Here is a 23,019-nt window from a genome sequence, read left to right as displayed (position 1 = left end):
GACATGGTATATGCTGGTTTAACTGGAGAATGGCGGGCGGCGACGGCGAGGCGACAACTGTCGGCGAATGGTCTTTGCAAGACTGACCTAAAGGTCTATAAGCCGCCGCATATTGAGGGCATCCTAAGGTATGGATGTGAGTGAGGTGAGTGAGATGGCAGAGAATTGGACCCCGAGCAGCTGGCGGCAGAAACCGATCCTGCAGGTTCCCGAATATCCCGACGCAGCCGCTTTGGCGGCAACGGAGGCCCAGCTCGCCAGCTATCCGCCGCTCGTCTTTGCCGGCGAGGCGCGCCGCCTGAAGAAGCATCTCGCCAATGTCGCCGAAGGCAACGGCTTCCTGCTGCAGGGTGGCGACTGTGCCGAGAGCTTCGCCGAACACGGCGCCGACAATATCCGCGACTTCTTCCGCGCCTTTCTGCAGATGGCTGTCGTGCTGACCTTCGGCGCGCAGCTGCCGGTGGTCAAGGTCGGCCGCATCGCCGGCCAGTTCGCCAAGCCGCGTTCCTCGAATGTCGAGAAGCAGGGCGACGTAACCTTGCCGGCCTATCGCGGTGACATCATCAACGGCATCGAGTTCACCGAGGAGTCGCGCATTCCGAACCCGGAGCGCCAGGCCATGGCCTACCGGCAGTCGGCTGCGACGCTGAACCTTCTGCGCGCCTTCGCGATGGGCGGCTACGCCAATCTCGAAAACGTGCATCAGTGGATGCTCGGCTTCGTCAAGGACAGCCCGCAGGGCGAGCGCTACCGCAAGCTTGCCGACCGCATCAGCGAAACCATGGATTTCATGAAGGCGATCGGCATCACCTCGGAAAACCAGCCGGCGCTGCGCGAAACCGATTTCTTCACCAGCCACGAGGCGCTGCTGCTCGGTTACGAGGAGGCGCTGACCCGCGTCGATTCCACCTCGGGCGACTGGTATGCAACGTCGGGCCACATGATCTGGATCGGTGACCGCACGCGCCAGGCCGACCATGCGCATGTCGAATATTGCCGCGGCATCAAGAACCCGATCGGTCTGAAATGCGGTCCGTCACTGCAGGCCGACGATCTGTTGCAGCTGATCGATATTCTAAATCCGGCTAATGAAGCCGGGCGCCTGACGCTGATTTGCCGCTTCGGCCACGAAAAGGTTGCCGAGAGCCTGCCGAAGCTTATCCGCGCCGTCGAGCGCGAAGGCCGCAAGGTCGTCTGGTCCTGCGACCCGATGCACGGCAATACGATCACGCTCAACAACTACAAGACCCGGCCCTTCGAGCGGATCCTGTCGGAAGTCGAAAGCTTCTTCCAGATCCACCGCGCCGAAGGCTCGCATCCCGGCGGCATCCATGTCGAGATGACCGGGAAGGACGTGACCGAGTGCACCGGCGGCGCCCGCGCCGTCACGGCCGATGATCTGCAGGATCGCTACCACACCCATTGCGACCCGCGTCTCAACTCCGACCAGGCTCTCGAGCTCGCCTTCCTGCTTGCCGAGCGCATGAAGGGCGGCCGCGACGAGAAGCGCCTGGTTGCCAACGGCTGATATCAGCCCGAAACGGATGAAGAAAAGCCCGGCCGATGCCGGGCTTTTTTATTGCTGTGCTTAGGGATGGCGGCTCAGATGCTGGCCTGGATACTGTGCAGGCCGGCATAGACGCCGCCTTGCGCCATCAAGTCGTCATGGGTGCCCTGTTCGACGATGCCGTCAGCCGTCAGGACCAGGATGCGGTCAGCATGGCGGACGGTCGAAAGACGATGGGCGATGACCAGGGTGGTTCGACCATTTGCCAGGCTGAGCAGCGCCTGCTGCACCGCCCGTTCGCTCTCGTTGTCGAGCGCGCTGGTCGCCTCGTCGAAGATCAGTATCTCCGGATCTTTGAGGAAGGCGCGGGCGATGGTAATGCGCTGGCGCTGGCCGCCCGAGAGCTTGACGCCGCGTTGGCCGATATCGGTGTCGTAGCCTTGGGGCAGGGCCATGATGAAGTCGTGCGCATTGGCGGTGCGCGCCGCCGCCTCTAGTTCGGCGTCGGTGGCGTCGGGCCGGCCGTAACGCAGGTTTTCCGCCACGGTACCGGCAAAGAGGTAGACATCCTGCTGCACCACGCCGACATGGCGGCGGAGCGAGGCCAGCGTCACCTCGCGGATATCGGTGCCGTCGATGCGGATCGCCCCGGCCTCGACATCGTAGAAGCGTGGTATGAGCGCACAAAGCGTGCTCTTGCCGACCCCCGAGGGGCCGACCAGGGCAACGAACTCTCCGGGCGCGATGGTCAGCGACAGCCGTTCGAGGACGCGCGGACCATCGGACTCGTAGCCGAAGGCAACATCGGAAAAGCTGATCTCGCCCTTTGGCGCCGCCATTGGACGGGCGGCCGGCTGATCCGTGATATCGGGGGCGATCTCCAGGATCTCCATGGCCCTGATGAAGCCGGTGTAACCCTCCTGCCAGAGGCGTACGAAATTGGCGAGCCGCTGCACCGGATCGACCAGCACAGCGACGCAGAGCAGGAAGGTCAGCATATCGGGAACGGTCAGCTCCGCCGTCAAAATGCGCAGGCCGCCGACGATGATCACCAATATGGTAATGAGCTGGGCGAAGGTTTCGGTGCCGACCGAGAACCAGGCCTCGCTGCGGTAGCCTTCGGCGCGGCTTTGCAGGAAGCGCCGGTTCTGCTCGGCGAAGCGTTCGCGCTCCAGCGCCTCGTTGGCGAAGGACTGGACAACGCGGATGCCGGCGAGGGCATCCTCGACGCGCTCGTTGACGGCGGCGATCTGCCGTTTGCTGGCCTCGAGCGCGCGGTTCATGCGCCGGTTGAAATAGAGCGCATAGGCCACCGCCACCGGAGTGAGCAGCAGGATGATGCCTGCCAATGGCGGATCGATGAAGAACAACACCAGCATGGCCCCGCCATATTTGAGCACGGCGATGGAAAGATCCTCAGGACCATGGTGAAAGAGTTCGCCCAGCCACAGGCTATCATTGGTGATGCGGCTCATCAGCTGACCGGTGCGCTGGCGGTCGTAAAAGCTGAACGAGAGCTTCTGGCAATGCTCGAACAGTTCCTGCCGCACCGTGGCCTCGATGCGGGCGCCCATGACGTGGCCGCGATAGTCGACGAAGAAGATCGCAGCGATCTGGACCGCCAGAACCGCCAGCATGATGCCGCCCATCGCCAGGATCTGTGCGAAGGCCTGCGGTGCCTCGGGCAGAGCCAGAAGCCTGCTGGTGACGATGTTGGCGCAGAGCGGCAAGGCGACAGCGGTGCCGGCGACGAGGATGGCGCAAAGCAGATCCGCGAGCAGCAAAGGCAGATGCGGACGGTAGTAAGAGAGGAATTTGCGCATGCGCGACCAACGCCGGCCGCGGTCGGCGGCACTGGAATCGTCACGGAAAAGGTTCAGGAAGGAGTTATGGCGTCGCGAGCTTTTCCTCGCGCGAGAGAACGAAATATTCATGAAGCTGAATGTCCTTGTGGGGGATTTTTCCTTTCTGTTTGGACAGGGTCGCTCTCATGTCAGTCTCCCGGGGGTCGAGTGAATTGGACCTTAAGTATCGCCGACAACAGCCGGCGATTCAATGCCGGGATGAGATGAGGTTGGCGGCTGTTGTCGTCGAGCAACAGGTGCTCGAGCCGACCAAGCATGCATAAGGCCAGCGATTTTCAAGATTTCTGATGATTTCGTTGAACGGAATGGATTTGACGCCGGGGGCGATCGGCGGCAACGTTCCGTCATAAACGGGAGAGCGATCATGACCGGACGGCATACAGGCGGCTGCCTCTGCGGCGCCGTGCGATTTTCAACGATGGCGACGCCAGGACCAGTCGTTGGCTGCCATTGCTCGCAGTGCCGCCGGCAGACGGGATTTTATTACGCCGCGGTCAATGTGGCCCGCGCGGCTCTTTCGGTCGATGGCACTGAGGCGGTCCGTTGGTACCGGTCGAGTGACGAGGCGCAGCGCGGCTTCTGCTCGAATTGCGGCTCCGCGCTGTTCTGGCAGGCGGACGGATCGGCGGAGATTTCGGTGATGGCCGGCGCCTTCGACGCGCCGAGCGGCCTGACCTTCGGCCATCATATCTACTGTGCCGGCAAGGGCGATTTCTACGAGATATCGGACGGCCTGCCGCAATACGCCGTGAATCCCCCATCGTCATCCTCGCCGGCCCGTGATTGACAAAGGTTGATCGCCGAGGCTAGGTTTACCGTGCTGCGTAGGGCGCTTCGTCGAATGTCGAAAGGGCAATGCCCGCCTACAATGTATCAACAGTTGCGCCCATGCCGAATCTCGAAAACCTCAAAAAGCAGGCCAAGCAGTATTTGCGATGGCACAGCGAAAGATACTATCCTGTTGCAGCCGAGATCAGAGCTGCGTTGCCGCGCTTCCGTCATCTCGATGACAGCCAGGTGCTGGAGGCGCGCTTCAAGCTTAGCGACGCGCAGGACCTGATCGCACGTCAAATGGGTTTCGAGGGATGGCAGGCGCTCAAGACAGGAGCCGCAGCCATGACAGATCCGAAAAAACAGCCAGCACCACAAGCCATCCTGAGTTCGCTATCCGCGCAGTTGTTCGTCACCGATATCAAAGCGTCGTGCGAATTCTTCACCGGCAAACTCGGCTTCAGGGTCGACTTCGTCTATGGCGACCCGCCGTTTTACGGACAGGTCATCCGCGACAATGCTCAACTCGCTCTGAGGCTGGTATGCGAGCCCGTGTTCGTCGGCGATATCAGGCAACGGGAGCATCTGCTTTCAGCCTCGATCACCGTCGGTACATCAGACGAGATCAAGCGCCTGTTCCTGGATTTCCAGGCCGCAGGCGTATCCTTCCATCAGCCCCTCAGGAAGGAGCCGTGGGGCGCCAGAAACTTCATCGTGCTGGATCCGGACGGAAATCTCATCCTGTTTGCCGGTCCGGGCGGCTGATCATTGCGCAATAAGCGCTGCCTCAGCTTCTGGCGGAAAGTTCGGCGCTGAGGCGGGCCACATCCTCGCGCAGCGCCGTCAGCTCGGTCAGCACGCTCATATCGATCTTCTGGTGCAGGGAGAGCACTTCGAGCTCGGCCTTGAGATTGACCTCATAATCCTTGGCGGCCTCGAAGCGGTCGCGCTCGGCCTGCCGGTTCTGCGACATCATGATGATCGGCGCCTGGATGGCGGCGATCATCGACAGGATCAGATTCAGAAAAATGAAGGGGTATGGGTCGAAGGGATTCGCCACCAGACCGATGGTGTTCAACAGTGTCCAGACGGCGAGAAAGGCGAGGAAGGCGAGTATGAAGGACCACGAGCCGCCGACGCGGGCAATGCCATCGGCGATACGCTCGCCGAAGGATGACTCGGCGGATAGAGCGGCATTGACGTCGGTCGAGATGATCTTGCGCGCGTGCGTTTTCGCCAGCACGCGCTTTTCGATATCGCCGAGTTCATCGGCCGGTTTGTCGAAATGATGGTGCACGAAATTCGAAAGATTAGACATTGCCTGTTTCCGATGCCGGTTATCGATGCGGTCGCTTTCGGCGCCAGTATTCCGCTCCGGAGGCAAATTGCAATGCGTATCGGTGCCGCGCGGAGCCACGCGTGATCCGTTCATAAAAATTTCGTCGTCGCGAGGTGCCGCTTTCGGCCCGAACGTGTTGCGGTCGCGAAAGGCGCAGGCTAAATAAATGACATGACACAGGAAAACGCTCTTTCTGATATCTTCCGCATCGCCATCGGCCAGCTCAATCCGACGGTCGGCGACGTCGCAGCCAATCTCGCCAAAGCGCGTGAGGCGCGCGCCGATGCGGGCAGGGAGGGTGCGCATCTGCTCGTCCTGACTGAGCTTTTCATCTCCGGCTACCCGCCGGAGGATCTGGTGCTGAAGCCCGCCTTCATCCGCGCCTGCTGGAAGGCGGTCGAGAGCCTGGCGGCCGATACCGCCGATGGCGGGCCGGGCGTCCTCATCGGCTTTCCCCGGCAGGACGAGACCGGGCGTTACAATTCAGTCGCCGTGCTCGACGGCGGCAAGGTGATTGCGGTGCGCGACAAGATCGACCTGCCGAATTACGGCGAGTTCGACGAAAAACGCGTGTTCGACCAGGGCGCCATGCCGGGGCCGGTGAATTTCCGCGGCGTGCGAATCGGCATTCCGATCTGCGAGGATATCTGGGGCGATCTCGGCGTCTGCGAGACGCTGGCCGAAAGCGGGGCAGAGATCCTGCTGTCGCCGAACGGTTCGCCCTATTATCGCGGCAAGGTGGATATCCGTCACCAGGTGGTGCTGAAGCAGGTGATCGAAACCGGCCTGCCGCTGATCTATGCCGCCCAGCTCGGCGGCCAGGACGAGCTGGTTTTCGATGGAGCAAGCTTCGCCTTCAATGCCGACAAGTCGCTCGCCTTTCAGATGAGCCAGTTTGAATCCGCACTGGCGGTGACGACGTGGAAGCGCGGCGAAAGTGGTTGGCATTGCGCCGAAGGGCCGATGGCGCACATTCCCGAGCGCGAGGAGGCCGATTACCGCGCCTGCCTGCTCGGTTTTCGCGACTACGTCAACAAGAACGGCTTCAAGACCGTCGTGCTCGGCCTTTCCGGCGGCATCGATTCTGCGATCTGCGCGGCGATTGCCGTCGATGCGCTCGGCGAAGAACGGGTGCGCACCGTCATGCTGCCCTATCGCTATACTTCCGAGGATTCGCTGAAGGATGCGGCCGACTGCGCCAGGGCGCTCGGCTGCCGCTACGATATCGTGCCGATCGAGCAGCCGGTGACGGGCTTCAGCAGCGCTCTCGCCAGCCTTTTCGAAGGCACGGACAGCGGCATCACCGAGGAGAACCTGCAGAGCCGGGCGCGCGGCGTCATCCTGATGGCGATCTCCAACAAGTTTGGCTCGATGGTGGTGACGACTGGTAATAAGTCGGAAATGTCGGTCGGCTACGCCACACTCTACGGCGACATGAACGGCGGCTTCAATCCGATCAAGGACCTCTACAAGATGCAGGTCTATGCGATTTCCCGCTGGCGCAACGAAAACGTGCCACCGGGTGCGCTGGGACCGTCGGGCGAGGTGATTCCGCAGAATATCATCGACAAGGCGCCGTCGGCCGAACTGCGTCCTGATCAGAAAGACCAGGATTCGCTGCCGCCCTATCCCGTGCTCGACGATATTCTCGAATGCCTGGTGGAGAAGGAGATGGCGGTCGAAGAGATCGTCGCGCGCGGCCATGACGTGGCGACCGTCCACCGGGTCGAGCACTTGCTCTATCTCGCCGAATACAAGCGCCGGCAATCGGCGCCTGGCGTCAAGATCACCAAGAAGAATTTCGGCCGCGACCGGCGCTATCCCATCACCAATCGTTTCAGGGACCGCTGACGCAATCGAGATCGCTGGCGCAATCGAGATTGCTGGCGCAATCGAGATCGCTGGCGCAATCGAGATTACTGACGTCATCACGTTTTTCGGGAGGAAACATGCGCAGCTCGGTTGAGATCTACAATGTCAGGACCGGCAGGGCCCGTGAGGTCTGGCAGACGGACAGACTGGTGGAGGCGCCGAACTTCTCGCCCGACGGTTCCTACCTGCTGCTGAACGGCGACGGACTGCTCTACCGGCTGCCGCTCGATGGCGGCGAGGTGGTTAAGGTCGATACCGGCTTTGCCGTCAACTGCAACAATGATCATGGCATTTCGCCCGACGGCACCGAGATCGTCATCTCCGACAAGACCGAATTCGGCAAGTCGGCGATCTACATCCTGCCGATCGAAGGCGGCACGCCGCGGCTCGTCACGCAAAATCTGCCATCCTACTGGCACGGCTGGTCGCCGGATGGTCGTCAGCTTGCCTATTGCGGCATCCGCGACGACGTCTTCGATATCTACACGATTTCCGTCGACGGTGGCGCCGAGACGCGGTTGACGCATGGCGAGGGCCGCAACGACGGACCGGACTATTCGGCCGATGGGCAATGGATCTATTTCAATTCCAGCCGTACCGGGCTGATGCAGATCTGGCGCATCCATCCCGATGGCACGGGTCTCCACCAGGTGACATCGGACAATCAGGGTAACTGGTTCGCCCATCCGTCGCCTAAGAACGACAAGGTGCTGATCCTGTCCTACGACCCTTCGGTGTTCGACCATCCGCGCGATCTCGATGTACGGCTGCGGCTGATGGACATGGATGGCGGCAATCTGAAGACGTTGTTCGAGCTTTTCGGCGGGCAGGGCACGATCAACGTGCCCTGCTGGTCTCCTGATGGCGAGGAATTCGCCTATGTCCGGTACTTTCCGGTGGGTTAGGCGGCCGCTGCCTTGCGACGATCGCGTGCCGATTTCGCCAGGTCTTCGAGCACCGCGACCGACATATCCCAATCGATGCAGCCATCGGTGATCGACTGACCGTAGACCAGCGGCTTGCCGGGCACGAGATCCTGGCGGCCTGCGACGAGGTTGCTTTCGATCATCATGCCCTTGATGTGGCGGTTTCCGGCAGCGATCTGTGCGGCGACGGATTTGACGACGCGCGGCTGGTTCATCGGATCCTTGCTGCTGTTGGCATGGCTGGCATCGATGAGGATGCGCGGGGCCACGCCGAGCTTGACGGCTTCGGCGGTGACAGCTTCGACGTCGGCCGCCTCATAGTTGGGCCGCTTGCCGCCGCGCAGGATGATGTGGCAGTCCTCATTGCCCGTCGTAGAAGCGATCGCTGCCTGTCCGTCCTTCGTCACGGCCGGGAAGTGGTGCGGTTGCGAGGCGGCGAGGATCGCGTCGAGCGCCACGCGCGCTCCGCCGTCGGTGCCGTTCTTGAAGCCGATCGGGCAGGAGAGGCCGGAGGCAAGCTGCCGGTGGATCTGGCTTTCGGTCGTGCGCGCGCCGATCGCGCCCCAGCTGACGAGGTCGGCGATGTATTGCGGCGTAATCGTGTCGAGGAATTCGACGCCGGCCGGAAGACCCATGGCATTGATATCGAGCAGCAGGCGTCGCGCAATCCTCAACCCTTCCTCGATGCGGTAGCTGCCGTCGAGGTGCGGGTCGTTTATCAGACCCTTCCAGCCGACGGTCGTACGGGGCTTTTCGAAATAGACGCGCATGACGATCTCGAGATCACCGGCAAAGCGCCGCCGCTGTTCCTCCAGCCGCGCGGCGTACTCCCTGGCGGCAACCGGGTCATGGATGGAGCAGGGGCCGATGACGGCGATCAGGCGATCATCCTCGCCCCGGAGAATCTTGTGGATGGCATCACGGTTGCTGGTCACGGTGTCGGTGACGGCAGCATCGCGGTGAATTTCCGCGAGGATATCGGCGGGTTTGGTGAGGGGCGTGATCTCGAGGATACGAAGATCATCAATGGCATCAGACACGGTATGGCTCCTGTTTGGTCATACCGTGCGGAACAAAAAAGCCGCCAGGTAGACTAGCGGCTGTTCGGGTTGTCGTCGCGTCGAATTCAGTTACGCATAGACCCGCATCCGCTGTGAGTAGCGGTACCAATAAAATCGCGAGGCGTTGATTGACGTGATCGACATGCGGCGTGTTTAGCGCCAAGGCCGCGCGTTGTCACGTAGATTTTTCTGCCTAAAACCTGCGTTCCTTGGGAGAGTAACTGGTCTTGCGGGAGCGACACGCACGGGAGGCAGGCAGCACGCCGCACTCGATCTCACTCGTGCGGCGTGCTGGGTCTTTGAGATTAGAGGGCGTCGACGTTCACGCCGACGGTGATGGCGCCGATCGGTGTTCCCTTGTCGTCTGAAATCGTCACGCTTGCCTGCGACTGCAGCGTCTGGGTCGATTCATCCTTTTCGATCTCATCGACGAAGACGGCATCCTTGCCGGCGCCGAAGGACTTCTGGAACTTGCCTTCGTCGCCCTGCCAGTAATCTGACGTGACGTCGCTCTGGCCGACATTCAGGCCCTTTGCATCCATGACGAAGATCTCGGTGATCTTGCCGCCGGAGGCCTCCTTCTTCGCCTGAAGGAATTTCGACAGCGCATTGTTGAGCACGCCGTCGATCATCGAGTGGTCGGAACCATCGACTTCGGCGCGCCACTTCTTGTCGAGGGCGTCGATATCGGCTGCACTCAGGTTGGCGTTGGCGGCGTCCTGCGCCTTGACAGCCTCGATGATCGCGGGGTCGTTCAGCCAGGGCGTTACGTCGCTCTTCACGTAGTCGAAGATCGGGGCAAGCTTCGCATCCTCAGCCATGGATACGTCCATGGGCACGGCAAATGCGGTGCAGGCCAAAAGAAATGCGGGCACGAGTTTCTTCATAACTGTTTCCTTCCTGATTATAGGTTGCTGAGAACTAAGGCTTATCGGACGAAGGCGGCGTCAGAACTCTTCCCAGGCACCGGGAGCGGCGGCAACGGCGGCATTGCCTGCATGACGCTGCACGTAGGCTCGGGGTTCGGGACGAGATTGGCGGGCGGGTTGAACGGGTTTGGTCTGGCTGGCCGCGGCCGCGCCGACGACGAATCTGCCGGCCGAGTCCTGCAGTTGGCGTCCCTGCGACAGCAGTTCCTGGCAGGCCGCATTGGTTTCCTCGACCATTGCTGCATTCTGTTGCGTCGCCTGATCCATCTGGTTGATCGCGCCATTGATTTCCTGCAGACCGGTCGCCTGTTCGCGATAGGACTGGACGATGGAGGCGATACTGTCGCTGATGCGGTTGATCTGCTCCTCGATCTTCAGGAGAGCGTCGCCGGTTTCGTTCACCAGCCCGACGCCTGCGGCAACCTCTTGGCCGGACACATTGATCAGGTTCTTGATTTCTTTGGCGGCATTTGCCGACCGCTGGGCGAGTTCACGCACCTCCTGCGCGACAACCGCAAAACCCTTGCCGGCTTCGCCCGCACGCGCCGCCTCGACGCCGGCGTTCAGCGCCAGCAGGTTCGTCTGGAAGGCGATTTCGTCGATGACGCCGATAATGCGGCCGATCTGGCTCGACGAGGTCTGAATACGGTCCATCGCGCCGATGGCATCACGCACCACCGTCGCCGAGACGTGAGCGCTGCGCTTCGTCTCCTCGACCAGCTTCCCGGTATTTTCGGCGCGCTGCGACGATGTTCGGACGGTGGTGGTCATCTCATCCAATGCGGCAGCGGTCTGTTCCAATGATGCCGCCTGTTGCTCGGTCCGCTTGGCGAGTTGATCTGCGGAGGAGGCAAGCTCGCTCGAGCCGCCTTCAACCGCCACGGAGGCGGCCTTGATCTCCGTCAGTGCGGCGGCGACGGCCTCGACCATGTTGTTGAAATCCTGCCGCAACTTATCGAATTCCGGACCGAGATCGGCCAGGTGTACGGAGAAGTCGCCTGCGGCGAGCTTTTCCAATGCATTTGCGAGAGCGGTCATGACCAGCCGCTGCGTGTTGCTGGCCTCTTCCGTGAACAATGCGTTGCGCGCCCGTTCGGCATCGAGCGAAGCGCTCTGCTCGGCAGCGGCCTGCTCCCTTTCGACCTTCGCAATCGCCTCGTGGCGGAAAACTTCCAACGCACGCGCCAGGAAGCCGATCTCGTCGCCATTTTCCTTGTAGGTGACGGGAGAGGCCAGGTCGCCTTTCTGCAAGGCGCTGATCCGTTCGCTGATGATCCGGATGGGCCGGCCAACGAGGCTGCGCATGGCAAGAAGGAAGGCGATGACGGCCAAGGCGGTGATCGCGGACTGCGTGAGCAGCGAAACGAGAACCTTCTGCTTGACTTCAGAAGCGATTTTTTCGACGGACCAGTTGGTGACGATATAACCGGTGACCTTGCCTGACTTATCCAGCGGGAGGGGTGCGGTGATCGTCACCACGCCGGCAGATAACCCGCCGTCATTGATGGTCGTCTTTTCCGGCTTTGCACTCAGGCCCTTCGCCAGATCGGCCGCTGCGGGCAGACCGTTGATGCCGTCACGTGTCCAGGTGTCGACGGCGACAGCCTCCGCATTGAATGCGGCAAACTGCACGAGATCGAGCGAGGGATCGTCGCGGTAGAGCGAATAAGCCTCTCGAACGGCATTCGCCTTGCCCCATTTCACGCCGCCCGCCGCCAGAGAGGCAAACTGCTCCGCATCCTTGGACCAGTTCGCCTTGGCGCCGTCGATCAGCGCTCGGGTTTCGTACATCCATGTGTAGGTAGCAAAGGCGGAAATGCCGCACAGATTGACGGCCACGATAATCGCCGCCAGCTTGGCTGTCAGAGGCATCGTTTTCAAAAATTGGAACATTCCGCGGGGGCCTAGAATTGCGGCTCAGTCGGACATGTTCCCGACCGGCGTATCAATACGGGCATCCACGCTGACGGTCACATCACGAGCGCTCATGCCCATGTCCTGATAGCGACCCAAAACGCGCAAACGCAGTGTGTATTTGATGTGTGAATAAATCATAAAGTAGAAAGGGATGCCGGAGCACACGCGTGTGATTTCGCTATCACGCCCGCTGGTGATCTGCCGCGATCAGCTGTTTTCCGCGATCGCCTCTTCGGGCTCCGTCTGCCGGTGTTTGCGGCGGCGCGTCGTCAGTTCCGCGCCGGCATCGCGCGGCAGCCGCAGGAAGGTGATGCAGGCGAGCGCCGAAATCGCCGAGACGCTGAAGAAGGCGACGTGGAAATCCGAGACCAGCAGCCGGCCGCCCTGGAAGCTGCTCGAAATTTCGAGGATGCCGCCGGCGATCGCCACACCCATTGCCATGGAGATACGCTGGGCAACGGCATTGATCGCGGTTGCCTGGCTGCTGTCGGCGGCGTCGACATCGCCGAAGGCCATGGCGTTGACGCCCGAGAAAGCCATGGAGCGGAACAGGCCGCCGATCAGCAGGCAGGCCATGATCAGGAAAAGCGGGGTTTCGGCGGTGAACAGGCCGTTGATGCCGAGGAAGATCGCCGCCAGCAAGGTGGTGATTGATATGACGGTGCGGAAGCCGAAGGCATTGAAGGTGCGCGAGGCGGCGAATTTCGAGCCCATGGAGCCGAGTGCGCTGACGAAGGTGACCGAGCCCGATTGCAGCGGCGTCAGGCCGAAGCCGAGCTGCAGCATCAGCGGCATCAGGAAGGGCAGCGCGCCGAGCCCCATGCGGAAATTCGAGGCGCCAAGGATCGCCGCCCGGAACATCGGGTAGCGGAACATCTTCGGATCGAGAAGCGGATAGGGTGCGCGGCGGGCATGCAGGAGGTAGATGAGACCGGCAAGGATGCCGATCGCAACCGTGACATAACCGTAGATGACGGGCACGGCCGGCAGGCTGATCACCGAGACGCCGAAGACGAATCCGGAGAAGCCGAGGCCGCAGAGGAAGAAGCCCGGGAAATCCATCGGCCGCGGGCTGCGCGGCTCGACCGCCGGCAGGAAACGGGTGACGAGGATGATGCCGAGCACGCCGATCGGGACGTTGATCCAGAAGATCCAGTGCCAGGTGAGATAGGTGGTGAGGAAACCGCCGATCGGCGGCCCCATGATCGGGCCGATCAAGGCGGGAATGGTGAGCCAGGCCATGGCGTCGACGAGTTCGTGGCGCGGCGTTCCCCGGACCAAAAGCAAGCGGCTGACAGGCGTCATCATCGAGCCGCCGGCGCCCTGGATCAGCCGCGAGATGACAAAGGCCGTGATCGAGTTGGAGAAAGCGCAGGCGACCGAGCCGATCATGAAGACGAAGATCGCCATGCGGAAGATGTTGCGCGCACCGAACCGATCGGACATCCAGCCGCTGATCGGGATGAAGATCGCCAGTGCCACGAGATAGCTGGTAACGGCGAGCTTCAGCGCGATCGGCGAGGTGCCGATATCGGCTGCGATCGCCGGCAGGCTGGTGGCGATCACGGTCGAATCCATCTGTTCCATGAACAGGGCGACCGCAAGGATCATGGGCGTGAGGCGGGGCACGGGCAACCGGGATGCTGCGAGGGACTGTATCGTCCATACGCCTTCGGTGGTGATAAGGCCATAGAAACTATGGATGAAGGAGCTTTGTCGAGCCGCTTCAAACCGACGCGGGAGGGTGCGTGGCTCAACGTGGTTCCCGACTGCGTCCTCGGGCCGGCTTGCCGTCGCCGCGCTTTCCTGAAATAGATGCGCCGTCAGGTGCCCGCCATCAACGCGGGAGAATCGGGAATCCGGTGCAAGGCCGGAACGTGCCCAACGCTGTAAGGCCGACGCTTGCCGCTTCATCTCGCCACTGGCTTCTCGCCGGGAAGGCTGCGGCAGACGGATGACGCCGAGTCAGAAGACCGGCCTGGCAAGATTGACCGATCCGCGCGGACGGCGGGCGGTTGCGTTGTTGGGGATTTGACGATGCGACCCTTTGATGAGGATGCCCTTTCGGCGGCGTCCGGTTTTTCCTTGGCCGAGCGCGAGGCCGTCTATCACGCGATCAAGACGCGGCGCGACGTTCGCAGCCAGTTCCTGCCCGATCCCTTGCCTGACGATGTTGTGGAGCGGCTGCTGACGGCCGCCCATCATGCGCCCTCCGTCGGCTTCATGCAGCCGTGGAATTTCATTCTGGTGAAAAGTGCCGCGGTCCGGGCGCGCGTCCAGGACGCCTTTGTGAAGGCCAATGAGGAGGCGGCGCTGATGTTTACCGGCGAGCGGCGACAGGCATACCGCTCCCTCAAGCTCGAAGGCATCACCGAGGCACCGCTCGGCATATGCGTGACCTGCGACCCCACCCGCAGCGGCAGCGTGGTGCTGGGGCGCACCCACAATCCCAGGATGGATAGCTATTCCACAGTCTGCGCCATCCAGAATCTCTGGCTTGCGGCGCGGGCGGAAGGGGTCGGCATCGGCTGGGTCAGCATTTTTCGCGAAGGCGATCTGAAAAGCATTCTCGGCATACCCGAGCATATCGAGGTGGTCGCCTGGCTCTGTGCCGGTTTCGTCGATCGGCTTTATGACGAGCCGGAACTCTCCGTCAAAGGCTGGCGGCAGCGCCTGCCGCTCCAAGAGCTCGTCTTCCATGACGGGTGGGGACGCAACGACCCGTAGCAATCACTGCTGTTGAGGCTGCGGCCCCGGCGTTGCCGGATTGGCGAGGTCGATCGAGCCTTGATCACCGGCAAGAAATTGCGGGCCGACCTGGCGGACCTTGTTCTGCACGGGATCGTAGGGGCGCTCCGGGACGGATGGTTGCGGTGGGGCTGCGGCAGCATCCTTCGCCGTGGGATTGGTGCGGATGGTGGTGATCGAACCTTGTTGCGGCGGTTCGCTTGACGGCTGCTTGCCGCGCATCTCATCGTAGTAGGCGGTGAGATTGCAGGCGCAGGAGGACTTTTCCCCCGGCGTGCGGTTCTTGTAGGCAAAGGCGTTTTTCATGGCGCTGTAGGGCGTGCCCGTTGCGACCGAGATCATGTTCGAGGCTTCGGTGCTCGTCACGTCACGATAGAACAGCTCTGTCTCGATACCCGGGCACATCTTGGCGCACGTCTGGGCGTCGCGGCCGAAATCGACCGAAGTGGCGTTCGAGCTGATCGGGAAGAAGCCGCCGTCGCAGGTGCGCACGCACATGGTGCTGACCGGCGAGAGCATTTCGGCCCGCGGCAGGCCGTAGCGCGGATCGACCTCTTCACCGCCGCCGAGCGGAATGAAGGTATCGGTGCGCATCGCCTGCTCCTCGATGCTCGGGGCGGGGTCGGCGGCGCTGCGATCGCTCGGGGCATAGAAGTTTTCGCTGTTGCAGCCATTGAGATCGAGCGCGGCGATCAGTTCACGGCGCGTCCCATCATCGCCGCTCTGGCCGGCCAGCTCGTTACGGCGGTCCTGGAGATATTGGATATTGTCGATCATGCGGGCTTCGGACTGCGAGAGTTCACCGCAATAATCGGCATTCTCGCCGCCGATCACGACCATGCTGCCCGAGGTGCAGCCATTGTTGCGCAGCTCGTTGCGAACCTTGCGCAGCTCGAGGTTCTGCTCGGCCATGGCGCTGGCATATTGGCGCGCCTCCCGGCCGTTGCTATTGCCGATCGATCGCGGCAGATCGGCGAGACGGCCGCGCAGGTCCTCGCAGACCGCGCTCGTCTGCGCGGCGGCGGGCGCTGCGAAGGCAAGGAGGAGGGCAAGAGACAGGTTTCGGCGTTTCACGGCGTCGTCCGGGGTGAGCAAAAAGTCGATCGGTCGATTGCGGCCTCGATCGCCGCGCATTGTCTCTTAAGGCGTTTCTCTTAATGAGCTTGGAGAAAATCCTAGCGCATTTTCGCGATCTTATCCAGCAGACGCGGGTAATCTTCCGTAAGGGGAGGTCGGGGCAGATTCATTGTCCATGATCCACATTGCCCTACAGTTCTCGGTCGGAGCGGGCACTGTTGCCGCCACCATCGTCAATGGTTGACACAACGCAGAGATACAGTTCGAATGTCCGCTTCGGGGCGAGCAGGCAGTCGCAAAATTGCGCTGGCGCAGCGAAGGCAAATAGCGGAGAAAATGACGAGCATTTCCAACAAGCTTCACTTCCCTGCAACAACAGTCGGAATATCGGAAGGCCAACATCGCCTCCACCTCTTCGTCGACGGTTGCTACGAACCCGGTTCCGGGCATGGGGGCTGGGCTTTTGTCGCCTATCGCGATGCCGTGGAGATCGCCTCGGGCTTCGGCGGCGTCGAAGATTCCGCCAATAATTCGATGGAATTGGCCGCCGTCCTCGAGGCGGCAATATGGATCAATAACCAAACAACAGGCGAACCTGCGACCATCTGGTCGGATTCCGTCTACGTCGTCAAAGGCTGCAACAGCCGGCGGCATATCTGGAAGAATAATGGCTGGAAGAAAAGCAGCCCGAATGGCAATGGCCGAAGCCGAACGATCGCCAATGCGGAACTCTGGAAAGCGGTTGACCTTCAGCTGTCCCAAAACGGTCTGGTGGCAATTGCCTGGTGCAAAGGCCATTTCGGCATCGCCGGCAACGAACGCGCGGATGCGCTTGCGGATAAAGGGCGCCTTTCGTTACAAGGCGCCCGATAGCTGTTTTATATCAACCGGTTGCAGATGCCCAAGACCAGCCTAAGCATGACGAAATGAGGAGCCGGCTTAGGCCGGCTGCGATGCTTCGACGACGGCAAGTGCCGCCATGTTGACGACGCCGCGGGAGGTGACCGAAGGGGCAAGGATGTGGGCGGGCAGGGCCGTGCCGAGCAGGATCGGTCCGACATGCAGGCCGTCGGTCATCGACTTGACGACACCAAGCGTGATGTTGGCGGCATCGAGGTTCGGGAAGACCAGGAGGTTCGCTTCGTCGTGCAAGGTCGTGTCCGGCATGACGCGCTTGCGCAGCGCTTCGGTGATGGCGCTTTCGCCGTGCATCTCGCCGTCGACTTCGAGATCGGGAGCGGCGTCGCGCACGAGCTGCAGAGCGCTGCGCATTTTCGTGGCGCTTTCGGATTCGCGCGAGCCGAAGTTGGAGTGCGAGACGAGGGCGGCGCGCGGGGTGATGCCGAAACGGCGGATTTCCTCGGCCGCCAGCACCGTCGCCTCGGCAACCTCCTCGGCGGTCGGATTGAAGGTGACGTAGGTGTCGGTGAAGAAGGTGGCGCCGCGCTGCGAGATCATCAGGCTGAGTGCGGAGAAATCACGGACATCCTTGCGCTTGCCGATGATCAGGCGGACGTCGCGCAGATGCTTCTCGTAACGGCCTTCGAGGCCGCAGATCAGCGCATCGGCTTCACCGCGCCGCAGCGCCAGCGCGCCGATGACGGTGGTGTTGGTGCGCACGATGGTGCGGGCGGCTTCGGGAATGACGCCGCGACGGCCGACGAGCGAGAAATAGAGATCGACATATTCACGGAAGCGCGGATCGTCTTCCGGATTGATCACCTCGAAATCCTGCAGCGGGCGGATGCGCAGGCCATAGCGTTTGAGGCGCGTCTCGATGACCTGCGGGCGGCCGATCAGGATCGGTTCGGCGAGGCCTTCCTCGAGCAGCACCTGGGCGGCGCGCAGCACGCGTTCGTCCTCGCCTTCGGAGAAGATGACGCGCTTGCGCTCTGCAGCCTTGGCGGCGGTGAAGATCGGCTTCATGACGAAGCCGGAGCGGAAGACGAAGCGGTTCAGCTGGTCGAGATAGGCGTCGAAATCCTGGATCGGGCGACGCGCCACGCCGCTCTGTTCTGCTGCCTTGGCGACCGCCGGCGCGATGCGCAGGATGAGGCGCGGATCGAAGGGCGAGGGGATGAGGTAATCCGGACCGAAGACCGGGGTCTCACCGGAATAAGCACGGGCGGCGACGTCGGACGGCTCTTCCCGGGCAAGCGCGGCGATGGCGCGCACCGCCGCCATCTTCATTTCCTCATTGATCGTCTCGGCGCCGCAATCGAGCGCGCCGCGGAAGATATAGGGGAAGCAGAGGACGTTGTTGACCTGGTTGGCGAAATCCGAGCGGCCGGTGCAGATCATCGCATCGGGGCGGGCGGCGCGGGCGAGATCCGGCATGATCTCCGGCGTCGGGTTGGCGAGCGCCATGATCAGCGGCTTGTCGGCCATCTGCGCCAGCAGCTCCGGCTTCAGGACGCCGGCGGCGGACAGGCCGAGGAAGACGTCGGCGCCGCCGATATTTTCGGCCAGCGTGCGCGTGTCGCTCTTCTGGGCATAGACGGATTTCCATTCGTCCATCAGCTCGGTGCGGCCCTCGTAGACGAGGCCTTCGAGATCGTGGACCCAGATGTTTTCGCGCTTCGCCCCGAGAATGACAAGCAGGTTGAGGCAGGCAAGGGCGGCAGCACCCGCGCCGGAGGCGACGATTTTGATGTCGGCGATGTTCTTGCCGGCGAGTTCCAGCCCGTTCAGAATCGCGGCGGCGACGATGATCGCCGTGCCGTGCTGATCGTCGTGGAAGACGGGGATCTTCATCTTCTCGCGCAGGCGCCGCTCGACCTCGAAACATTCCGGCGCCTTGATATCTTCGAGGTTGATGCCGCCGAAGGTCGGTTCCAGCGAGGAGACGGTCGAGACCATCTGCTCGACGCTTGCGGCATCGATCTCGATATCGAAGACGTCGATGCCGGCGAATTTCTTGAAGAGTACGGCCTTGCCCTCCATAACCGGCTTGGAGGCGAGCGGGCCGATATTGCCGAGGCCGAGCACGGCGGTGCCGTTGGAGATGACGGCGACGAGATTGGCGCGCGAGGTGTATTCGGCCGCCATTTCGGGATTGTCGCGGATGGCGAGGCAGGGCGCGGCAACACCCGGCGAATAGGCGAGCGCCAGGTCGCGCTGGTTGCCGAGTGGCTTGGTCGCCTGGATCTCCAACTTGCCCGGACGGGGATAGCGGTGGAAGAAAAGCGCCTGTTCGTCGAGATCGCCGCTCGTCAGGTTCTTTTCCGTCTTGGATTTATCCGGGTGATCCATTGCCGCCTCCGTGCACGTCTTTTTGGGAGTTCCCTCCATACATCAATCGGATACGGGCGACAGTATGGAAATGGGGGATGGGAAAAGTTTTCGTGATGAGCGTGCCGTGGGGCCAAGCGGCGGCCCTGGTTAGCTAATCCTTTTGGAAAACTTGTTTGACGACCTCAACAGGCGCAGGATGCCGGCCGCGACGGTGCGGGGCGCCGGTCGCATGGAGGAAATCATGGACAATTTGAACCTGACGACTCTGCAAAGGGGTCAGACGATGGTCAATGACGTAGCCATCGATGCCTTTGCCGCCGGATTTCGCGGCAGTCTGCTGACCAGCAAGGATATGGATTACAACGATGCGCGGGCGATCTGGAATGCGATGATCGATCGCCGGCCCGGGCTTATCGCGCGTTGCGCCGGTGCAGCCGATGTCGTGCGGGCTGTGCGGTTTGCACGCGACAATAATCTGCTCGTTTCAGTGCGTGGCGGCGGGCACGGCATTGCCGGCAACGCCGTCTGCGAGGGTGGTATCGTCATCGACCTGTCGGCGATGAAGTCGGTGCGGGTCGATCCTGAGACCAAGCGCGCCAGGATCGAGCCGGGGGCGACGCTTGCCGATGTCGACAAGGAAACGCTGGCCTTCGGGCTGGTACTGCCGACCGGGATCAATTCCACCACCGGCATCGCCGGCCTGACGCTCGGCGGCGGCTTCGGCTGGCTGACCCGCAAATTCGGGCTAACGCTCGACAATCTGCTTTCGGTCGATGTGGTGACGGCCGACGGTGAGCTGGTCAAGGCGAGCGAGACTGAGAAACCTGACCTGTTCTGGGCGCTGCGCGGCGGCGGCGGCAATTTCGGCGTCGTCACCTCCTTCGAGTTCAAGCTCAACCCGCTCAACACAGAGGTGCTGGCCGGCCTCGTCGTGCATCCCTTCGCCGATGCGGAAAAGGTGCTTAAGGAGTACCGGCAGGCACTGGAAGAAGCACCCGACGAACTGACCTGCTGGGTGGTGATGCGCCAGGCGCCGCCGCTGCCGTTCATTCCCACCGAATGGCACGGCAAGGAGATCGTGGTGCTCGCCATGTGCTATTGCGGAGACATTGCGGCGGGAGAGAAGGCTGCGGCGAGATTGCGCGCGATCGGAAAGCCGATTGCCGACGTCGTCGGCCCGGTGCCGTTCACCGGCTGGCAGCAGGCATTCGACCCGCTGCTGACGCCCGGTGCGCGCAATTACTGGAAGAGCCAGGATTTCGCCGCCCTATCGGATGCGGCAATCGACGTGCTGCTCAAGGCCGTGCGCAAGCTGCCCGGACCGGAATGCGAGATCTTCATCGGCCATGTCGGCGGTGCTGCCGGCCGCGTGCCCACAGAGGCCACCGCATTTCCGCAGCGCAGCTCGCATTTCGTCATGAATGTGCATGCCCGCTGGCGGGAAACGGGAATGGACGGAAATTGCGTCGGTTGGGCGCGGGAACTCTTCGAGGCAACCAAGCCGCATTCGGTTGGCACCGCCTATGTCAACTTTATGCCGGAGGACGAGACCGATCGGGTCGAAAGCGCTTACGGTGCCAATTACAGCCGCCTTGCCGAAATCAAGCGGCGTTACGATCCGAACAATCTGTTCCGGATGAACCAGAACGTCAAACCCACGGCGGCCGTACGGGCTGCCTGACGGGAATGGCGCGACATCAAGGCATTGAGCCTGCGCCGCGCGTTCGCTTTACGCGCGGCGGCAAAATGATCCGAATGCTCGACGACTGATGTCCTCGGCCGGTGACAATCTGTTCTTTGTCAGCCTTTGGTGAGTTCGATCAATTCCTGCAACAGCGCCGTGTCGTCGGGAGCCGCCTGGTTGTCAGGCCTCAGAACATGGGCAAGCCATGCTCCGTCCGCCGCCAGGCGAACGATTTCGAGCCGCATTCCAGCGTCGGTTTCGGCGTGTTTGATGAGCCGGTCATTCATCCATTTATGCCAGAGCGACTTGGAGTAGGGGTCGGCAAGCACGGTCATGGTCTGCGCCGACCAAGGGCTTTGGTTAAGGGCGCGGTCGGCAAATAGCGTGCGGACATAGGCGCGGGTGAATGTGCCGTGGCCGCCCTTATCCCTTTCCAGTTCCTGATCGATCTCGCGGTCGAGATTTTCCATCATGCCGTCGAATACGGCTTCTATGAGCGCCTGCTTATTGGGGAAGTGGTGAAACAGACCTCCCTTGGTCACGCCGGCTGCGCTGGCGACTGCCTGCAGGCTGACGGCGGCGAGACCATGTTCGAGCGCCAGCTTCGTGGCGCAATCGAGAAGAGCCTGCCGCACGACATCCGGCTGTTTCTTTCTGTTGCGGGGGCTATCTACCAATGCATGACCTGTGTTCGGGATAAGCTTCGCGTCGAGATGGTTCGAGAGGATCAGTATCACTCCCGGGATCGCCGGACCATGGGAACTTCAAGTATGAGAATACTATCATACCGACCGGTAGGTATCTTGCAATGCGAAAAAAGATCGACTATCTGTCGGTTCACGAGGCCCGCCGAACGTCATGTCGGCGGGCTGTGCTTTTTTGGACCCCAGCGGACCATCAGGAAGGCTTATGAATATGCTTTTTCGTCCGAAATCATTAGGTTACGCGCTGACGTTGGCGCTGTTGCTCGGCGCCGGCCTGCCGGCTCACGCACAGGAAGGCGGCGCGATGCCGCCTGCAGCCGTCAGCGTCCTAACGCTCAAGGCGCGTCCGGTTCCCGTTGTCAGCGAATTGCCCGGCCGCATTGCCGCAACGCGCGTTTCGGAAGTGCGGGCTAGGGTTTTCCGGCATCCTGCAGGAACGGGTGTTCGAACAGGGCAGTCTCGTTCACCAGGGTGACGTGCTCTACCGCATCGATCCGGCGCTCTTCCGGGTCCGCGTGGCGAGTGCCGAGGCAAGCCTCGAGCGCGCCAAGGCGACGCAGTTGAATGCCCGCCAGCAGTTGGAGCGCCAGAAGTCGCTGCGCGACCGCGATGTCGCAAGCGGTATCGAATATGATGCGGCCGCCGTCGCCCTTGCCCAGGCCGATGCCGATGTCGCGCTGGCGCAGGCAGCGCTCGACGAGGCGAAGATCAATCTCGGCTATACCGAAGTCCGGGCGCCGATCACTGGCATCATCGGCGGCGCGCTGGTGACGGAAGGCGCGCTGGTGACGGCCGACGCCGGGGATGCACTGGCGATGATCCAGCAGATCGACCCGGTCTATGCCGACTTCACGCAATCCTCCGGAGACCTGCTGGCGCTGAAGCGGGCGGTCGAGAACGGCAGCCTGGCATCGACGGAAGCCGGGAAGGCCGATATCAAGCTCGTCTTCGACGACGGCACGGTCTATGGCGAAGCCGGAAAGCTGCTCTTCAGCAGCGCCAGCGTCGATGCGACGACGGGTCAGGTCACGCTCCGCGGTGAATTCCCCAATCCGAAGGGCGACCTGCTGCCGGGGCTTTATGTCCGTGTTCGCATCGAGCAGGCCGTCCGTGTGAAGGCAATCCTCATTCCGCAGCGCGCCGTCATCCGCACGGCCGATGGCAAGGCGCAGGTCTATGTCGTCCAGGAGGGAGACGTGGCGCAACCGCGCGATATCGAGCTCGGTCAATCCTCCGGCAATGAATGGGTCGTCGAAAGCGGCCTGTCGTCGGGCGAACGCCTCGTCGTCGACGGTGTCCAGAAGCTGCAGCCGGGCGCAAAGGTCGCGCCGGAAGAATGGCGGGATGGCCAGCTCGCGTCCGGTGACGCCAGGAAGCCGGAGTAA

Annotated in this window: 17 protein-coding genes, 1 pseudogene and 1 riboswitch; of the genes and pseudogenes, 9 read left to right on the top strand and 9 right to left on the bottom strand. The window is 62.1% G+C overall.

Translation table 11 applies throughout. From position 1 onward, the window contains the following. Nucleotides 1-154 precede the first annotated feature (154 nt). On the top strand, nucleotides 155-1,528 hold the full coding sequence (locus tag NE851_RS22400; RefSeq protein ID WP_097543663.1) for a class II 3-deoxy-7-phosphoheptulonate synthase: 1,374 nt from the start codon (nucleotides 155-157) through the stop codon (nucleotides 1,526-1,528). A gap of 74 nt (nucleotides 1,529-1,602) precedes the next feature. Here NE851_RS22400 and NE851_RS22395 read toward each other — a convergent pair whose 3' ends face one another. Continuing rightward, nucleotides 1,603-3,441, bottom strand: coding sequence for an ABC transporter ATP-binding protein (locus NE851_RS22395; RefSeq protein ID WP_254957835.1), 1,839 nt, complete (start codon nucleotides 3,439-3,441; stop codon nucleotides 1,603-1,605). A gap of 295 nt (nucleotides 3,442-3,736) precedes the next feature. Here NE851_RS22395 and NE851_RS22390 point away from each other — a divergent pair, with 295 nt between their 5' ends. Both NE851_RS22390 and NE851_RS22385 read left to right on the top strand, forming a co-directional pair. Then, on the top strand, nucleotides 3,737-4,159 hold the full coding sequence (locus tag NE851_RS22390) for a GFA family protein (RefSeq protein ID WP_132571950.1): 423 nt from the start codon (nucleotides 3,737-3,739) through the stop codon (nucleotides 4,157-4,159). A gap of 101 nt (nucleotides 4,160-4,260) precedes the next feature. Beyond that, nucleotides 4,261-4,908, top strand: a complete 648-nt coding sequence (locus NE851_RS22385; RefSeq protein ID WP_047610092.1) for a VOC family protein — start codon at nucleotides 4,261-4,263, stop codon at nucleotides 4,906-4,908. 22 nt (nucleotides 4,909-4,930) lie between these two features. On the opposite strand, the gene NE851_RS22380 is transcribed toward NE851_RS22385, so the two are convergent. Further along, entirely contained in the window at nucleotides 4,931-5,461 is a 531-nt protein-coding gene (locus NE851_RS22380) for a DUF1003 domain-containing protein (RefSeq protein WP_028758558.1), read from the bottom strand. A gap of 192 nt (nucleotides 5,462-5,653) precedes the next feature. On the opposite strand from NE851_RS22380, the gene NE851_RS22375 reads away from it, so the two are divergent. Together NE851_RS22375 and NE851_RS22370 are read left to right on the top strand one after the other, a co-directional pair. Continuing rightward, nucleotides 5,654-7,333, top strand: a complete 1,680-nt coding sequence (locus NE851_RS22375) for an NAD+ synthase (protein ID WP_097543661.1) — start codon at nucleotides 5,654-5,656, stop codon at nucleotides 7,331-7,333. A gap of 98 nt (nucleotides 7,334-7,431) precedes the next feature. Continuing rightward, a complete protein-coding gene (locus tag NE851_RS22370; protein WP_097543660.1) occupies nucleotides 7,432-8,259 on the top strand; it encodes a TolB family protein in 828 nt (275 codons plus the stop codon). Here NE851_RS22370 and NE851_RS22365 read toward each other — a convergent pair. From NE851_RS22365 to NE851_RS22350, 4 genes are all read right to left on the bottom strand, one after another. Continuing rightward, nucleotides 8,256-9,320, bottom strand: coding sequence for a 3-deoxy-7-phosphoheptulonate synthase (locus tag NE851_RS22365; RefSeq protein ID WP_047610087.1), 1,065 nt, complete (start codon nucleotides 9,318-9,320; stop codon nucleotides 8,256-8,258). The genes NE851_RS22370 and NE851_RS22365 overlap by 4 nt on opposite strands. A 326-nt stretch (nucleotides 9,321-9,646) precedes the next feature. Continuing rightward, nucleotides 9,647-10,228, bottom strand: a complete 582-nt coding sequence (locus tag NE851_RS22360) for a hypothetical protein (RefSeq protein WP_028758678.1) — start codon at nucleotides 10,226-10,228, stop codon at nucleotides 9,647-9,649. 60 nt (nucleotides 10,229-10,288) lie between these two features. Beyond that, on the bottom strand, nucleotides 10,289-12,163 hold the full coding sequence (locus tag NE851_RS22355) for a methyl-accepting chemotaxis protein (RefSeq protein ID WP_097543659.1): 1,875 nt from the start codon (nucleotides 12,161-12,163) through the stop codon (nucleotides 10,289-10,291). Between the two features lie 231 nt (nucleotides 12,164-12,394). Continuing rightward, on the bottom strand, nucleotides 12,395-13,798 hold the full coding sequence (locus tag NE851_RS22350; RefSeq protein ID WP_097630980.1) for an MFS transporter: 1,404 nt from the start codon (nucleotides 13,796-13,798) through the stop codon (nucleotides 12,395-12,397). A gap of 197 nt (nucleotides 13,799-13,995) precedes the next feature. After that, nucleotides 13,996-14,183: riboswitch (cobalamin riboswitch) on the top strand. Between the two features lie 41 nt (nucleotides 14,184-14,224). On the opposite strand from NE851_RS22350, the gene bluB reads away from it, so the two are divergent. Continuing rightward, the gene (gene bluB, locus NE851_RS22345) at nucleotides 14,225-14,914 is read left to right on the top strand and encodes a 5,6-dimethylbenzimidazole synthase (protein ID WP_028758681.1); all 690 of its coding nucleotides are present in this window, start codon (nucleotides 14,225-14,227) and stop codon (nucleotides 14,912-14,914) included. A 3-nt stretch (nucleotides 14,915-14,917) separates the two neighbouring features. On the opposite strand, the gene NE851_RS22340 is transcribed toward bluB, so the two are convergent. Beyond that, entirely contained in the window at nucleotides 14,918-16,009 is a 1,092-nt protein-coding gene (locus NE851_RS22340) for a DUF2865 domain-containing protein (protein WP_097631000.1), read from the bottom strand. 339 nt (nucleotides 16,010-16,348) lie between these two features. Here NE851_RS22340 and NE851_RS22335 point away from each other — a divergent pair, with 339 nt between their 5' ends. Further along, nucleotides 16,349-16,885 carry a ribonuclease H family protein gene (locus NE851_RS22335; RefSeq protein ID WP_097543657.1) on the top strand — a complete coding sequence of 179 codons (537 nt, stop codon included), beginning with the start codon at nucleotides 16,349-16,351 and terminating at the stop codon, nucleotides 16,883-16,885. Between the two features lie 66 nt (nucleotides 16,886-16,951). On the opposite strand, the gene NE851_RS22330 is transcribed toward NE851_RS22335, so the two are convergent. Continuing rightward, nucleotides 16,952-19,264, bottom strand: coding sequence for an NADP-dependent malic enzyme (locus NE851_RS22330; protein ID WP_063474992.1), 2,313 nt, complete (start codon nucleotides 19,262-19,264; stop codon nucleotides 16,952-16,954). A gap of 223 nt (nucleotides 19,265-19,487) precedes the next feature. Between NE851_RS22330 and NE851_RS22325 the strand changes: the two genes are divergently transcribed. After that, nucleotides 19,488-20,927 carry an FAD-binding oxidoreductase gene (locus NE851_RS22325; RefSeq protein WP_254957824.1) on the top strand — a complete coding sequence of 480 codons (1,440 nt, stop codon included), beginning with the start codon at nucleotides 19,488-19,490 and terminating at the stop codon, nucleotides 20,925-20,927. A 119-nt stretch (nucleotides 20,928-21,046) separates the two neighbouring features. Here NE851_RS22325 and NE851_RS22320 read toward each other — a convergent pair whose 3' ends face one another. Further along, on the bottom strand, nucleotides 21,047-21,607 hold the full coding sequence (locus NE851_RS22320; RefSeq protein ID WP_184389147.1) for a TetR/AcrR family transcriptional regulator: 561 nt from the start codon (nucleotides 21,605-21,607) through the stop codon (nucleotides 21,047-21,049). 232 nt (nucleotides 21,608-21,839) lie between these two features. Between NE851_RS22320 and NE851_RS22315 the strand changes: the two are divergent. After that, nucleotides 21,840-23,019, top strand: a pseudogene (locus NE851_RS22315) (efflux RND transporter periplasmic adaptor subunit).

Source organism: Rhizobium anhuiense bv. trifolii, assembly GCF_024346605.1.
Taxonomy (GTDB): Bacteria; Pseudomonadota; Alphaproteobacteria; order Rhizobiales; family Rhizobiaceae; genus Rhizobium; species Rhizobium anhuiense.
This window is presented reverse-complemented; position numbering and strand designations above follow the sequence as displayed.

Bases quoted from the DNA above. Each gene is read 5' to 3' on its own strand.
- NE851_RS22360 (WP_028758678.1), bottom strand. From the start codon at position 10,228: ATGAAGAAACTCGTGCCCGCATTTCTTTTGGCCTGCACCGCATTTGCC.
- NE851_RS22370 (WP_097543660.1), top strand. From the start codon at position 7,432: ATGCGCAGCTCGGTTGAGATCTACAATGTCAGGACCGGCAGGGCCCGT.
- NE851_RS22325 (WP_254957824.1), top strand. From the start codon at position 19,488: ATGGACAATTTGAACCTGACGACTCTGCAAAGGGGTCAGACGATGGTC.
- NE851_RS22335 (WP_097543657.1), top strand. From the start codon at position 16,349: ATGACGAGCATTTCCAACAAGCTTCACTTCCCTGCAACAACAGTCGGA.
- NE851_RS22395 (WP_254957835.1), bottom strand. From the start codon at position 3,441: ATGAATATTTCGTTCTCTCGCGCGAGGAAAAGCTCGCGACGCCATAAC.
- NE851_RS22355 (WP_097543659.1), bottom strand. From the start codon at position 12,163: ATGTTCCAATTTTTGAAAACGATGCCTCTGACAGCCAAGCTGGCGGCG.
- bluB (WP_028758681.1), top strand. From the start codon at position 14,225: ATGCGACCCTTTGATGAGGATGCCCTTTCGGCGGCGTCCGGTTTTTCC.
- NE851_RS22380 (WP_028758558.1), bottom strand. From the start codon at position 5,461: ATGTCTAATCTTTCGAATTTCGTGCACCATCATTTCGACAAACCGGCC.
- NE851_RS22375 (WP_097543661.1), top strand. From the start codon at position 5,654: ATGACACAGGAAAACGCTCTTTCTGATATCTTCCGCATCGCCATCGGC.
- NE851_RS22330 (WP_063474992.1), bottom strand. From the start codon at position 19,264: ATGGATCACCCGGATAAATCCAAGACGGAAAAGAACCTGACGAGCGGC.
- NE851_RS22350 (WP_097630980.1), bottom strand. From the start codon at position 13,798: ATGATCCTTGCGGTCGCCCTGTTCATGGAACAGATGGATTCGACCGTG.
- NE851_RS22400 (WP_097543663.1), top strand. From the start codon at position 155: ATGGCAGAGAATTGGACCCCGAGCAGCTGGCGGCAGAAACCGATCCTG.
- NE851_RS22390 (WP_132571950.1), top strand. From the start codon at position 3,737: ATGACCGGACGGCATACAGGCGGCTGCCTCTGCGGCGCCGTGCGATTT.
- NE851_RS22385 (WP_047610092.1), top strand. From the start codon at position 4,261: ATGCCGAATCTCGAAAACCTCAAAAAGCAGGCCAAGCAGTATTTGCGA.